The following is a 14,272-nucleotide window of genomic DNA, read 5'->3' on the forward strand; positions in this document are numbered from 1 at the left end:
AATAAAAAGCACCTGTTGGTGCTTTTTTTATACCCTAGTTTTAACGCACAACCTGTAGCTATAATTTAGAATTGAACTATGCAGCCTAAACACACCAATAGCCTTATCAAAGAAACCAGTCCCTATTTGTTACAGCATGCACATAACCCTGTAAATTGGGAAGCATGGAATCCAGAGGTATTAAAACGGGCGAAAACTACGAACAAACCCTTGCTTATAAGTATTGGCTATGCGGCTTGCCACTGGTGCCATGTTATGGAACACGAATGTTTTGAAGACGAGGAAGTTGCAAAAGTGATGAACGAAAATTTCATCAATATTAAAATTGATAGAGAGGAAAGACCTGATATTGATCATATTTATATGGATGCATTACAAATGATGACCGGCAGTGGTGGTTGGCCGTTAAATATTATAGCATTGCCTGATGGGAGACCATATTGGGGTGCCACTTATGTAAAGAAAGAAGATTGGATTACAGTCCTTACACAACTAAGCACGCTCTACACAACAGAACCTGACAAGGTAATTACTTATGCTAGGAATATGGCAGAAGGGATAAAACAAATAAACCTAGTTGAGACCAACACAGACACTAACAGTTATTCTTTAGAAGAATTAAAGAAATGTGTAGAAAAGTGGTCGGGCTATTTTGACACTTTTTTAGGCGGATACAAAAGAGCTCCAAAATTTATGATGCCCGTAAATCTAGACTTCTTACTACACTACGCTATTTCTCAAAAAAGTGAGTCCATTTTGGAATATGTAAACACTACACTGAACCGTATGGCTTATGGTGGAATTTTTGACCATGTAGACGGCGGTTTTTCAAGGTACGCCGTAGATACGAAATGGCATGTACCGCATTTTGAAAAAATGCTCTATGACAACGGGCAACTCATTAGTCTTTACGCCAAATCTTATGCCTCAACCGAAAATCCACTGTATAAAGAGGTTACAGAAAAAACGATTCATTTTGTCACATCAGAACTCAGAAACGAGAAAGGAGCATTTTACTCCTCTTTAGACGCCGATAGTTTAAATGATTTTGGAAAATTGGAAGAAGGGGCTTACTACGTTTGGAAAGCACAAGAACTTAAACGTTTATTAAAAGATGATTATCCCGTTTTTAAGGATTATTACAATATTAACTCCTACGGCCTGTGGGAGCATGAAAATTACGTATTAATAAGAGACCAATCTGACGACGAAATAGCTAGAAAGCATCATATCGATACTATAGAGTTGAAAAGTCGTATAAGAAGAAGTTTGGAACTGCTTTCAAAAGAACGTAAAAAAAGAGATTACCCAAGGCTAGATGATAAAATCCTTACCTCATGGAATGGCTTACTGTTAAAGGGCTTGGTAGATGCCGCCAGATATCTTGAAAACGACAGCTACTTATCATTGGCATTAGAGAATGCCGAGTTCATTCTAGAAAACCTAACAAAACCGGACGGAAGTCTTTATCATAACCACAAGGAAGGAACCAGCACGATTAATGGGTATTTAGAAGATTATGCTTCCGTAATAGATGCCTTCATTGGACTTTATGAGATTACTTTTGATGAAAAGTGGTTACTCAATTCCAAACGCCTTACCGATTATTGTATCGATAATTTTTATGACGCCAAGAGTAGTCTATTTTTCTTTTCTTCCACACAAGATGCCTTTGTTATAAGAAGAACAATCGAAATAGCTGATAACGTGGTCCCTGCATCAAACTCTATCATGGCCTTAAATCTTTTGAGGTTGTCCAAAGTATTCCAAAAAACAGCTTATAAAATTACATATCAAAAAATGCTTAAAAATGTAGAGCCAAATTTTGATGATAATCCTCAAAACTATGCGAATTGGCTTCATTTAATTCTTCTAGAAAAATTACCGTTTTATGAGATAGCCATAGTCGGGGATGATTATAAGGAGAAGGCCCAAACCCTAACTAAGGCATATTTGCCAAATACCATAATTACCGGAACGCAGAAAAAAAGCGAGCTACCCCTACTTAAGAACAGATTTGTTGCCGGCAGTACCCACATTTATATTTGTCAGGAAGGCAGCTGTAAACTACCATTGACCCAAACCAAAGAAGTTTTAACCCTTTTACGAGCAAATAACAAGGATTAACAATAGTTTAATCAAATTAGCTTGTGCAAGCGTACTCGAATTTTCAGCTTTGCAATGTATACTAAATGAATAAAATTTATGGAAGATATTACCGATTATAAAATGCATGTAAAAAAAGCCATTGATTGGCTTTGGAATGCACTGCCCAATATCGTTTTCGCAATACTAATTTTAGTTATAGGAATCTATTTAATCAGGCTTATCAACAAACTCGTTAGAAAATTCTTTGAAAAAAAGGATTACGATTTGGCATTAGAAACCTTTTTACAAAGCTTTATCAATATAGCACTGAAAATTATTCTATTTGTGGTTGTGATATCACAACTAGGAGTTCAAACTACTTCTTTGGCGGCTGTATTGGGAGCCGCCGGACTCGCTATTGGTCTTGCTTTACAGGGGTCCTTATCCAATTTTGCAGGTGGTGTACTAATACTTCTCTTTAAACCCTTTAAAGTAGGAGATTTCATTTCGGCGCAAGGAGTAGACGGCACCGTGAAAGAGATATCTATCTTTACCACCAAAATAAATACTTTCGGAAATCAGTTGGCTATTGTACCCAACGGACAACTATCCAACAACAACATAGTAAACTACAATGCTGAAAGTACTCGGCGAGATAAAATTGATATTGGAATAGGTTATGGGTCTAACATTAAAAAGGCAAAGGACATTATGTTAGAAATCTGTAACGAATATGAGCATATTTTAAAAGAACCTGTTCCAGAGGTTTATGTTGGTGCTTTGGCAGATAGCTCCGTAAACCTTACACTTCGGTTTTGGGCTAACAATGAGGTATTTTGGCCGGCACATTTCCATGTTATGGAAGAAATTAAAAATAGGTTCGATGCCGAGGGTATAGAAATTCCTTTCCCTCAACGGGTAGTTCATGAATCAAAAGCTTAAAAGGAAATCATCACTAATAACTAAACGCCCCAACCATCCTACTGTTGGGGTGTTTGTTTTTTCTTAGTCTGTAACATAAAATCCTTTAAATAATAAGGCTCAAAGTAAGCCACATCTTCAAAGTCTTTTTGACGATATTTTTTATTGGCAAGCGACACCATTTCCTTTGATGACGGGTAAGTATTAAAATTATAAGTAATGTTCGGGTCGTTTAAAGTTGCCGCTATCTTCTCAGCACCACTTCCAAGAATGTGCACCCTATTATTCTCATAATAGTTACTAAAGGAATTCTCATCTATTATTTCCGCCTTGGTAGGGCTAACTTCATTCAGACTCTCATCGAATATAGCCGCATATACTTCCATTCTCCTAGCATCTAAAACTGGAATAATATAATCTGTTTTATTAGAAATAGATTGCGAAGCCATACTTTCCAAAGTAGGAATAGCTATTAAGGGGATATTCAACGCATAACAAAGACCTTTAGCTGCGGAAACGCCTATTCGCAGACCTGTATAGGAACCAGGACCTTTACTTACGGCTACAGCCTCTAAATCGGTGGACTTTAACCCTGCTTCTTCCAAACATTCCTCAATAAATAAATGAAGTTGTTCGGAGTGGGAATAATTAGGTGCGTTGTCTTCACGCATAGCTAAAATTTCTGTCCCTCTAGCAATACAAACAGAACAGTTAGTCGTGGCCGTCTCCAAGTTCAAGATTAATCCCATAGCTCAAAGGTACAGTATAGATGGAACAAGAAAAAGCCTGCAAAAATATGTTGCAGGCTTTTTCATAAAATTGAGTTAGTTTAATCTAATGCTATAGGAATTCCGAAATAGAATTCCAGAATTTTCAATCTAAAAATATAATCGTACTTGGTGCGAACAACATCTGCTTCTGCATTATCTACTCTTGCTTGTGCTTGACTAAAATCAAAAGCATTCATAAGACCAACATCAAAACGTTCCTTAGAATATTCATAAGCCAAACGTCTTGATTCCAACGTTTTTTCAGCCGCTTCATAAGCTTTATAAGAATTGGTTACATCAACATAAGATTGCTGCACAGTAGCCTCCAAATCCATTTTGTCCTGTTCAAATTGAAGCTTGGCTCGTTCGACACCAATTTTTGCTCTCTTTATATCGTTTTTAACGCTAAATCCATTAAAAATAGGCACGCTCAATTGAACCCCATAGGAAACCCCGTCAAAAATCCATAATTGGTCAGTGAAACTAGGTGTAAAAAACACAGGAGGCCCTCCCGGCGTAGCACTTGGACCGGGTATTTGTGCTACATCAGAATAACGCGTTCCGTAATTAGCAAAAGCACCTATTGTTGGTAATAATGCACCTTTATTTATTTCCAAATCTTTTTCTGCCAATTCAACATTAGACTTAGATAATTTAATATCGTTTCTAAACTCCATTGCTTTGGCAAAAATAGTACTTGGTGAGTTGCTCAAGATATCTGAAACCGGGATATCAAAAGTTTGATCGGAAACCTCAAAGTTCTCATAATCGTTTATCTGTAGTAATTGAGCCAATCCAATCTTTGATATTCGAACTAAACCTTCATTATTTATGATTTGCTGTTCCTGACCAGCAGCGGTAGCTTCAATTTCTAAAAGATCTCCACGAGGCACTACACCTGAATCAACTAGCTCCTTAACTCGCTTTAAATCCTGTTCCGTAACAGCATATTGGGCACGAGCCACTTTTAAGGCTTCCTTATTGGATATAATTTGTAAATATGCATTTGCTACATTAAGACGGATATCGTCCTTTAAATCATCCAAACGATATTGGTTGGCTATCGCATTTAGTTTAGCTCTATTAAACCGATGTACGTTCCGTAAACCATCAAAAAGTGTAACACCAGTATTTACGCCTGCATTTACATTATTTTGCGTACTGTTTGTGGGTAAGTTGTTCGTTGGGTTAATAGAGAAACCAGTGTTACTTGAGAACGATGTATTTGCATTTAAACTTGGCAAAAAATTACCCAAGGCATCGGATTTCTCAATTTTCACATTTTCTAAATCTAGCTCAAACTGTGCCACAGTAAGGTTGTTTTCCATGGCATACTCTACACATTCTTGCAAGCTCCATTTTTTACTTTGTGCCAAGGTTGTTGTAATTGCCGCAACAAGGAATATAACGGTTAATTTAAATTTCATTTTGTGATTTTTTGATTAGTATTTTGATTGATGATTACTCTTCTGTCTCTTCGCCTTCTTCACCCTCTTCTTCTCCTTTTTTAACAGGCTCAGTTTTATTCCATTGCTTCACTTTATCTTCTTCAGTTAATCCAGACAGAATCTCTACGTTTACTCCGTCTGAGATACCTATTTCTATATCCCTTCTTTCAAATTCTTGCTCTCCTGTTGCTACTTCAACATATGGTTTGTCTGTTTTCTTGTCGAACTGCAATAATGCTTCCGGCACTACCATAACGCTATCTCTTCTATCCAATACCAAGGAAGCATTTGCACTATATCCGGCACGTATTAAAACATCATCGTTTACCTCAACGTCTCCTTCAATTCTGAATTGAACCGCTCCGGTCTCTTCGACTCCCTTCGGTGCAATAAACTTCAGGTTAGCATCGAACTCCTCACCTTCTATTGCTCCTAAACTAATCTTAAGTGGCATACCTATCTTCAATTTACCGACTTCTCCTTCATCTACCTTACCCTCAAAAATCATTTTGCTCAAATCTGCAATTGAAGCGATTGTAGTTCCATCGTTGAAGTTATTTGCTTGTATCACTTGGTCACCCTCTTCAACCGGAATTTCAAGTATAGTTCCATCTACGGTAGCCCTAATATTCGTATTGGCGCTAGAAGAACCTCCTGCAGAACCTCTCCTAATAATTTGATAGTCCGCGCGAGCATTTTTAAGCTCCTGCTCGGCTTGATTGTAATTTAATTGAAGCGCATTAAAATCCTGACTAGAAATAACCCCCTTATCAAAGAGCGACTTATTACGGTCGTACTCGATTTTAGTATTATTCAAGGCCAATTCTGCGTTTCGAACCCTGCCATTTGCTTGATTAAGGGTTTGCTCGTTAGGAACAACCTTGATTACAGCGATTAAATCCCCAGCTTTGACCTTTACCCCTTCTTCCAAATAAATTTTCTCAATAATGCCAGAAATTTGGGGTTTAATCTCAATTTCGTCCTCAGGAATAACTTTACCCGTAGCGACTGTTTTCTTTTCAATATTTGCTTTGAAAGGCTGTGATGTTTCGTAAACAATAGAAGACTTACTATTACTCTTTATAAAGAATACTGCTGCCCATAAAGCTCCTAGAACTAGGAGTCCAATTAGTATGTATTTTACAATTTTGTTCATTTTTAAGTGTATTAGTTTTTGTTCGTGTTTTGGTTTTGTTGTTTATTATTCTTCTCGTAATGCATCTATAGGTTTAATGCTCACTGCCCTTTGTGCAGGAATTAATCCAATTAATGTTCCTAGAACCACCATTATAGCCAATGCTCCCAATACTAATGGAATAGGGACCGTTGGATTGGTATACGGAAAATCCACCCCTTGTGTAAAACCATTAATAGCGCTTAACACCAGAGCTCCCAGTATAATTCCGATAATTCCGGCAAGTAAGGTCAAGAAAACCGACTCTAAAATAATTTGATTTCTAACCTCGGCAGGAGTAGCTCCCAGTGCTCTTCGCACTCCAAGCTCTTTGGTTCTTTCCTTAACGGAGATCAAAAGAATATTTCCAATACCGATAACACCTGCTAAAATCGTAGCTATACCTACAATTAGGGACAAAAAGGTCATGCCCTTGGAAAAGCCCATTATCTTATTAAAAATCTCCCCTAAGTTAAAGGAACCGAACGCTCTTTCGTCCTCCGGATCAACCCTGTGAATATTTTTCAATGTCGCTTTTACATTCTGTTCAGCCTTAATAACGTCTGCATCGTCATAAGCGGCAATCGTTAACCAACCTACGTTATCCGCAGTGTTATATAGTTTTCTGTACGTTGTAAATGGAATGAAAATATCACTATCGGTTTCAAATCCTCCACCAGGAGTAAATTTATGAACACCGACTACCTGAAAGAAAATGTCATCAATTCTAATATATCCCCCTATTGGATTTTCTCCTTTTTCAAAAAGCTCCTTCTCCGTTCGTTCACCAATTACACAGACCTTTCTGGTCTGTTCTATATCTTCATCGTTGATAAACCTACCGCCATCATAGATTTTTTTCGTTGCTATTTTTGTAAACACTGGAAAATCTCCATATACCGCATAGTTACCGGATTTCTGACCACGCACAATTAAACCTGGTGCATCACCAAAAACGCCTTTAGCATTTCTGGGTGCTATATAATTGATTTCTGGGATACGATTTTTTAAAACCTCCACATCGCCAAGTTTTAACTGTAATTGTCTTCCAGTTTTGAAACCGTCGTAAGGAACACTTGTACTTTGCGCCCAGACGAACATACTATTCATAGCCACACTTTCGAACTGTCTTTCAAATCCATTATCCAAACCTTTTGCGGCACCAGACAAGCCTATATAAATAAATATTCCCCAGAGCACACCGATTATCGTAATAATAGTACGGGTCTTGTTCTTGCTAATAGAACCGAATATTTCTTGCCATGTATTGCTATCAAAAATAAATTTCATATCATTCGTCTCTTAGTGCAACAATCGGTTTAATTCTCGCGGCTCTTCTAGCCGGTATATATCCCGCAATAGCGCCAAAAATGATTAACGTTACTGTAGCAAAAATGGCGGTTCCCGTATTTATAAAAGGATTAGTTATAAAATAATCCGCTAGTTTTTCTCCGAGGGAACTTAATAGTGCTACACCCAGTAACATTCCTACAAAACCGGAAATCGTAGTAATGAAAACAGACTCTAATAAAATGGTACTAATCACAGATTTTGGTGTTGCGCCCAATGCCTTGCGTATACCCAATTCCTTGGTGCGCTCCTTCACTACAAAAACCATAATATTACTTATCCCTATAATTCCTGCGATAATGGTTCCGAAGGCTACGATAGAGACAATAAGTTGCAAAATTCCCGCAAACTGTTGATTTTGCTTTAACTGATCCGCCACGTTTCTAATGAACAGTCCATTCTGATCTTCTGGACTAATAAACTTTTTACTCCTCATGAACTTATCCAAACTTCGCTGAAATGCCATTGCACCGGAATAACCTATCTCTGGTTTAAAGCCAATTACAATTTGATTTATCTTATCCGTATTTTTTTCTATCAGTTGTCTAGTAGTATAGGGAATATAAATTCTTCTTTCCTCGTTATCACCCGCATCATCTTGGAAAACCCCTATAACTTTGAATGCGCTTCCCGCTATGTCTATATACTTACCTATGGACTCTTCTTGAGAAAACAAATCTTTTTCAACCAATCTCCCTATTACTGCGTACTTCGTTTTATTAGCGATATCCTCGCGATTAAGGTACCTACCTTTCATAATAATCGTCTTCTCCGCAAATTGATAAGACTCACTTACGCCTCTAGTGGTATAGTTATTGGATTCATTTTTATACTTGACAAGTCCACCTCTATCCACTCTTGGTGATACATACTCAATGAACATGGCGAAATTCTTTTCCAAATCTGCCAAATCAGAATTATCAAATTCTATTCTTCGGTTAGACTTATAGCCTTTATAAGGAATAGATGTTCTTCCTGGAAAGAGGAAAAAGGTATTGGTAGCATCGTCTTTAAAAAATTCGTCAAAGGTGTTAATAAGGCCATTCCCGAAACCATATAATACTACAAATATTAAAATACCCAAGGCCACTGTAAAACCAGAAAGGAATGTCCTTAACTTGTTTTTCTGAATGGTTTCAAATATTTCTTTCCAGTTATCCCTATTAAACATATTGTGATGCTCTTACTTGCTCAACTTTTTTATCTTCTACGATAACACCGTCTTTTAAATGAACGATTCGTTTACACATATCGGCAATATCCGGTTCATGTGTCACTACCAAAATGGTGTTACCATCATCATTGATTTTCTGAATCAAATCCATTACCTCATACGATGTTTTACTATCCAAAGCACCTGTTGGCTCATCCGCCAAAAGCACTTTCGGTTCTGCCGCCATTGCTCTAGCGATAGCCACTCTTTGCTTTTGGCCACCAGAAAGCTCACTTGGCAAATGGGAAGCCCATTGCTTTAGCCCCACCTGTTCCAAATATTTCAAGGCTTTCTCTTGGCGTTCTTTTCTGCTTACCCTTTGATAATATAGCGGCAAGGCAACGTTTTCCATGGCGCTTTTATAATTTATCAGGTTAAAGGATTGAAAAATAAATCCTAAGAACTTGTTACGATATTGTGCGGCCTTGGTTTCGTTTAAGTTTTTTATGGGAACATTATCCAATGTATACGAACCTTCATCGAGTTCATCTAACATCCCCAAAATATTCAATAGTGTAGATTTACCTGAACCTGAAGAACCCATTATAGCTACTAACTCTCCTTCTTCTACTTTAAAATTAATTCCCTTTAAAACATGGAGCGAGTTGCTACCCATTTTATAGGATTTATGAAGATCGTTTATTTCAATCATGTTGGTTGTATTAATGGTTTGAAGGGCTCTAAAAAGACTTTCATCTGTAAGACAGCTAAACCCTTTAATTGTTACAATTTTTTTACTTTATTTTCTAATTACCTTCTTCTTCGTTCTCAATCTTGTTCCAGACCTTTATTTTATCCTCCATCGTTATTCCAGATTTCACCTCTACAAAAATACCATCGCTTACGCCCAAATCTATGTCTTTGCGTTCAAATTCCTGCTCTCCAGTAGCAATTTCAACATATGGCTCTTTAGTCTCGTCATCAAATTGCACCAAAGCCTCCTTAACCGCTAATACGCTATCGACTTTTGCCAAAATAATTGAGGCATTTGCACTTAAACCTGCTCTTATAAAAACAGAATCCTGTTTTTTCATAGTACCCTTGATTTCAAATTGAATTGCTCCATTTTCTTCTTTACCTTTTGGCGCTATGTAGTCTAACACCGCATCGAAAACAGTATTTTCAATAGCGCCTACCGTAATTTCCAGTGGTAGCTCTTCCTTAATCTTACCAACCTCGGATTCGTCTACCTTACCTTCAAAAATCATTTTTTCAACATCGGCAATTGCAGCTATAGTGGTACCCTCGTTAAAGTTATTTGCCTCTATGACCTGGTTTCCTACCTCTACAGGCACCTCTAGTACCATACCACTTACTGTGGCTCTAATCTGAGTGTTAGCGGCATTACCAAACCCTTTAGTAGTACCGGTGTTCACTATTTCAAACCGTTTGTTGGCCGCTCTATAGGTCTGTTTGGCTTGATCATAAGCAACCTGTGCGCGATCTAAGTCGGCTTGGGAAATGACTCCCTTGTTAAATATGGTCATTTGCCTATCATAATTCCGTTTTTGGTCATCTAAATTGATCTTTGCGTTATCTATCTGATTTCGCGCATCTATAAGCGCATTTAAATTCGGAACTACTTTTATTTTCACCAATAGGTCACCGGATTTTACATAATCTCCGCCTTCAACAAAAACCTCTTCTATAACTCCTGAGATATTAGGCTTAATAAGCACTTCCTCTAAAGGCAAAATACTTCCTGTCGCTACCGTTTTTTTAACGATGGTCTTTTTAGACGCCTGCTCCGTTTCATAAACAACAGGATCTTCTGAATTTTTTTGATAGAGGTAGTACATAGCGCCTCCGAAGAGTACTACGATTAAAATTAAAATAATTCTAGTGATTGATTTTTTCATTTTTTGATTGGTTTAATATAATTGATTTCGTTTTTATTCCGTTCTTAACGCTTCAATAGGTCGCACTCGTATGGCACTATTTGCAGGAATAAAACCTGCCAAAAGACCAGATACGACTAGTATGACCAAGGCACTGATTACGACACCTAAACTAACACTAGGATTAAGGAACATATCTACGGGACCAAGGGATTCCAGTAAGGTATTGATACCATAAATAGAAAGTGCCCCAAAAATAATACCCACCATACCTGAAATGATAGTCAAAAAGATAGATTCCATTAAAATCTGTAATCTAATAGACCATGGGTCTTCACCTAGAGCCCTTCTGATTCCTATCTCCTTCGTTCTTTCCTTTATAACGATGAGCATGATATTGCTAACACCTATAATTCCAGATAATAAAACCAATATACCGACAAAATAAGCCACAAATTTTAAGGCTCCGAATAGACTTTCCACGCGATTAAATTGCTGATACAAATCAAAATGACCAATAGCTCTTTCATCATCTGGATGCACCTTTCTGCTTTGTTTGACCGTACTGATTACTTTATTTTTCAAATCACTTATAGAGCTTCCATCTTTTGCCGTTATCGCCATCCAACCGACATTATCGGCACGATTAAAAGCTTGGGAAAAAGTTGTAAAAGGCATAAATATCTCGCGTTCACTATTTTGTCCACCTCCATCACTCGTCTTTTCCTTATAAGTACCTACTACCATAAAATTAACACCGTTTACCTTAAGGTAGGTGCCTAATGGGTCCTCGCCTTCCTCGTATAAATCCTGTCGTATACCATCTCCAATGACCACAACCTTCCGTTTCGCCCTGATATCATTATGGTTGAAAAAGCGGCCTTTGGCTGCGTATATCGGGTTTTGTTCAATAATCTCCGGATAATCACCGAAGACCCGGTATTGCCCACTTTCTAATCCTCGGATAACATTATCGCCCTCCGTTTGTCGCATACTATTTCTAGGTGATATGATACGTAACTCAGGAACACTTCGCCTTAAAAGGTCTACATCTGATAATTTAAAATTAAAGTTCCTTCCCTCTGGAAGTCCTTGATGGGCCATAGTTGTAGTCTGTGTCCACATGAACATGGTATTTGTTGCAACACCATTAAAATCTTGTCGTATACCGTTTTCGAGACCTTTTCCAGCAGCTAAAAGAATTATCAATATGAATATTCCCCAACCAACACCGAATGCAGTGGCTACAGTTCTCCATACATTTGTAGAAAGCACTTCTAAAATCTCTCTCCAACGGTCCTTATTGAACATTACTTATTGTTTAAAAATTATTACCCCAAAAACTCTATTCGTCTCGCAAAGCTTCTATAACATGTACTCTAACAGCTTTCCATGCAGGAAAGAAACCTGCTAAGCTACCTGCCACAATTAACAATATAACCGTAGTAAGTGCCACATTAAAATTCACCGAAGGGTTAAGTACATAATCCACTTGTATATGGGGACCAAGAAGCTCCAAGAGCCCCATACTAAAAATGAGTCCGGTGAACCCTGCTATTGCCGTCACAAAAATTGCTTCATGCATTATCATTCCAATAATGGACCAGGGCTTTGCACCCAGCGCTTTTCTAATGCCGATTTCCCGGGTTCTTTCCTTAACAACTATAAGCATGATATTACTGACACTGACTACACCTGCTATAATGGTAAAAAAGCCAACAACCCAGAAGAATAGTTTTATACCACCTATTAAAGAATAATAACGTTTCGCCTCCTGAATCGGATTCCATATACGAATAGCCCGGTCATCTTCCGGCGCCACTTTATGATATTTCTTTAGGTATTTTAGGAGTGCCGCTGTGAACTCTCCGTTTTTAGCGACGGTAGCATCAAAAGTTTCCAACTCCGGAAGCATAAAATTCATATTATTAATACGGTCACCACCATTAAATGCAATTTGTGCTGTAGTAATAGGAATGAAAATACGCTCCTCCTCACCTTCATTATCACCATGTTCTCCAAAAACACCAACAATCCTAAAACCCGCACCAGAAATTGTGATATATTCTCCAATTGGCGAATCCACCTCAGAGAACACCTCTCTTTTAATCTTGTTGCTGATGACTGCGACCTTTGCGTTTTGAGCAACGTCCGTCTCGTTAATATATCTTCCCTCGGATAAGTATTCGTTTTCAATGGTTTGTAGGTCTCCATTTGTTCCCTGTATACGATATACCAACAAATCATTATTGTAAACTACCTGAACATTTCTTGGAAAATACAAAAGTGAAGCCTTTTCATAGTCGTCCTCAAATGCACTTGTAGCCATGTCAAAATTCTCGTTACGCAACTGAATCTGTCTTCCCGGATTTAACCCTTGATATTCTACCGTAGTTCTTCTAGGCCATACCCATATACTAGTAGCTGCATCTTCTTTAAATTCTGCAGATATACCATTTTGCATACCTTGACCAAAACCCAATAAAATAACTAGTATAAAGATACCTGAGGCTACAGATAATCCTGTAAGGAAGGTCCGCAATTTATTTTTCCGAATAGTATCGAAAATTTCTTGCCATCTTTCAATGTCGAACATGTGATTGGTTTTGATTGATGAATGCGATATTAAATATCGCACATAGATAAGACTACCTATCTTGTACAATGTTACAGATTAAGAATAAAAAAAGTGTTAAAACTTTAAAATTGTGTTAAGAACGCATTTTGCGGTAGATAAAATAAAAGAGCCCTGCTACCAGAATATAGGGAATAGCCATTAAATAAACGATGCCATTATTGATACCCTTAGCAGCGTTCCCAGTTGATTCACTTTCAAGAACTGCCCTACACATAGCGCACTGTGCCTCTGTAATTTCGGGCACTAAAAGGAAACTAATTACCAATAAGAAAATCAACTTTTTTTTCATGATGCGGTCTAATGGATGTAATATGGTGATATCATTAGATAAACAATAACTCCGGTAACGGCCACATAGAGCCAAATGGGAAAGGTGTACTTAGCTAAAGCCCTATGCCCATCAAAATCCTTTAAATAAGCTTTTGCATAGGTTCTAAGAACTAATGGCACTATTGCAATGGATAATATGATATGTGTAATCAAAATAAAATAATACACATATTTGATAAAACCCTCTCCCCCATAGGAAGTAGAATCCGATGTCATATGGTAAGCTATATACATTATCAAAAATAAAAGAGATAATGCTACATTCAACGTCATTGTATTTTGATGTAATTTCTCCCTGCCCTGCTTAATGGCCCAAACGGCAAACAATAAGAACACCGCTGTTAAACCATTAATGGTGGCGTATATTGGCGGTAAAAATGACAAAGGCTCTACATTTGGTATTTTAACCGTAAAAAGTAATGCTACAACAACCGGTATCACAATGGAAATAACGGTGATTATGCTATTAAATCTTTTCTCTTTTGAAATGCTCGCCATTATT

General features: G+C 37.6%; 13 protein-coding genes. 2 read left to right on the top strand and 11 right to left on the bottom strand.

All coding sequences use genetic code 11. The annotated features are described in order from the left end of the window. The first annotated feature begins 78 nt into the window (after positions 1 to 78). Both SJY09_RS10040 and SJY09_RS10045 read left to right on the top strand, forming a co-directional pair. On the top strand, positions 79 to 2,127 hold the full coding sequence (locus SJY09_RS10040) for a thioredoxin domain-containing protein (protein ID WP_396635584.1): 2,049 nt from the start codon (positions 79 to 81) through the stop codon (positions 2,125 to 2,127). A 78-nt stretch (positions 2,128 to 2,205) separates the two neighbouring features. Then, positions 2,206 to 3,030, top strand: a complete 825-nt coding sequence (locus SJY09_RS10045) for a mechanosensitive ion channel family protein (RefSeq protein WP_396635585.1) — start codon at positions 2,206 to 2,208, stop codon at positions 3,028 to 3,030. Between the two features lie 38 nt (positions 3,031 to 3,068). On the opposite strand, the gene tsaB is transcribed toward SJY09_RS10045, so the two are convergent. From tsaB to SJY09_RS10100, 11 genes are all read right to left on the bottom strand, one after another. Continuing rightward, on the bottom strand, positions 3,069 to 3,758 hold the full coding sequence (tsaB, locus tag SJY09_RS10050; RefSeq protein WP_396635586.1) for a tRNA (adenosine(37)-N6)-threonylcarbamoyltransferase complex dimerization subunit type 1 TsaB: 690 nt from the start codon (positions 3,756 to 3,758) through the stop codon (positions 3,069 to 3,071). A gap of 80 nt (positions 3,759 to 3,838) precedes the next feature. Beyond that, positions 3,839 to 5,206, bottom strand: coding sequence for a TolC family protein (locus SJY09_RS10055; RefSeq protein WP_396635587.1), 1,368 nt, complete (start codon positions 5,204 to 5,206; stop codon positions 3,839 to 3,841). 34 nt (positions 5,207 to 5,240) lie between these two features. Further along, positions 5,241 to 6,383, bottom strand: coding sequence for an efflux RND transporter periplasmic adaptor subunit (locus SJY09_RS10060; protein WP_396635588.1), 1,143 nt, complete (start codon positions 6,381 to 6,383; stop codon positions 5,241 to 5,243). Positions 6,384 to 6,428: 45 nt separating this feature from the next. Further along, entirely contained in the window at positions 6,429 to 7,691 is a 1,263-nt protein-coding gene (locus SJY09_RS10065; protein WP_396635589.1) for an ABC transporter permease, read from the bottom strand. A 1-nt stretch (position 7,692) separates the two neighbouring features. Beyond that, entirely contained in the window at positions 7,693 to 8,922 is a 1,230-nt protein-coding gene (locus SJY09_RS10070) for an ABC transporter permease (RefSeq protein ID WP_396635590.1), read from the bottom strand. Then, a complete protein-coding gene (locus SJY09_RS10075) occupies positions 8,915 to 9,616 on the bottom strand; it encodes an ABC transporter ATP-binding protein (protein WP_396635591.1) in 702 nt (233 codons plus the stop codon). The genes SJY09_RS10070 and SJY09_RS10075 overlap by 8 nt, the downstream gene beginning before the upstream one ends. 94 nt (positions 9,617 to 9,710) lie before the next feature. Continuing rightward, the gene (locus SJY09_RS10080; RefSeq protein WP_396635592.1) at positions 9,711 to 10,823 is read right to left on the bottom strand and encodes an efflux RND transporter periplasmic adaptor subunit; all 1,113 of its coding nucleotides are present in this window, start codon (positions 10,821 to 10,823) and stop codon (positions 9,711 to 9,713) included. 33 nt (positions 10,824 to 10,856) lie between these two features. After that, entirely contained in the window at positions 10,857 to 12,113 is a 1,257-nt protein-coding gene (locus tag SJY09_RS10085; RefSeq protein ID WP_396635593.1) for an ABC transporter permease, read from the bottom strand. 34 nt (positions 12,114 to 12,147) lie between these two features. Then, positions 12,148 to 13,398: an ABC transporter permease gene (locus tag SJY09_RS10090; RefSeq protein ID WP_396635594.1), complete on the bottom strand. Its 1,251-nt coding sequence runs from the start codon at positions 13,396 to 13,398 to the stop codon at positions 12,148 to 12,150. A 115-nt stretch (positions 13,399 to 13,513) separates the two neighbouring features. Beyond that, positions 13,514 to 13,729: a hypothetical protein gene (locus tag SJY09_RS10095; protein WP_396635595.1), complete on the bottom strand. Its 216-nt coding sequence runs from the start codon at positions 13,727 to 13,729 to the stop codon at positions 13,514 to 13,516. Between the two features lie 8 nt (positions 13,730 to 13,737). Continuing rightward, positions 13,738 to 14,268, bottom strand: a complete 531-nt coding sequence (locus SJY09_RS10100) for a DUF420 domain-containing protein (protein WP_396635596.1) — start codon at positions 14,266 to 14,268, stop codon at positions 13,738 to 13,740. Positions 14,269 to 14,272: the final 4 nt, after the last annotated feature.

The sequence above is a fragment of the Maribacter sp. R77961 genome, assembly GCF_044594925.1.
GTDB lineage: Bacteria > Bacteroidota > Bacteroidia > Flavobacteriales > Flavobacteriaceae > Maribacter.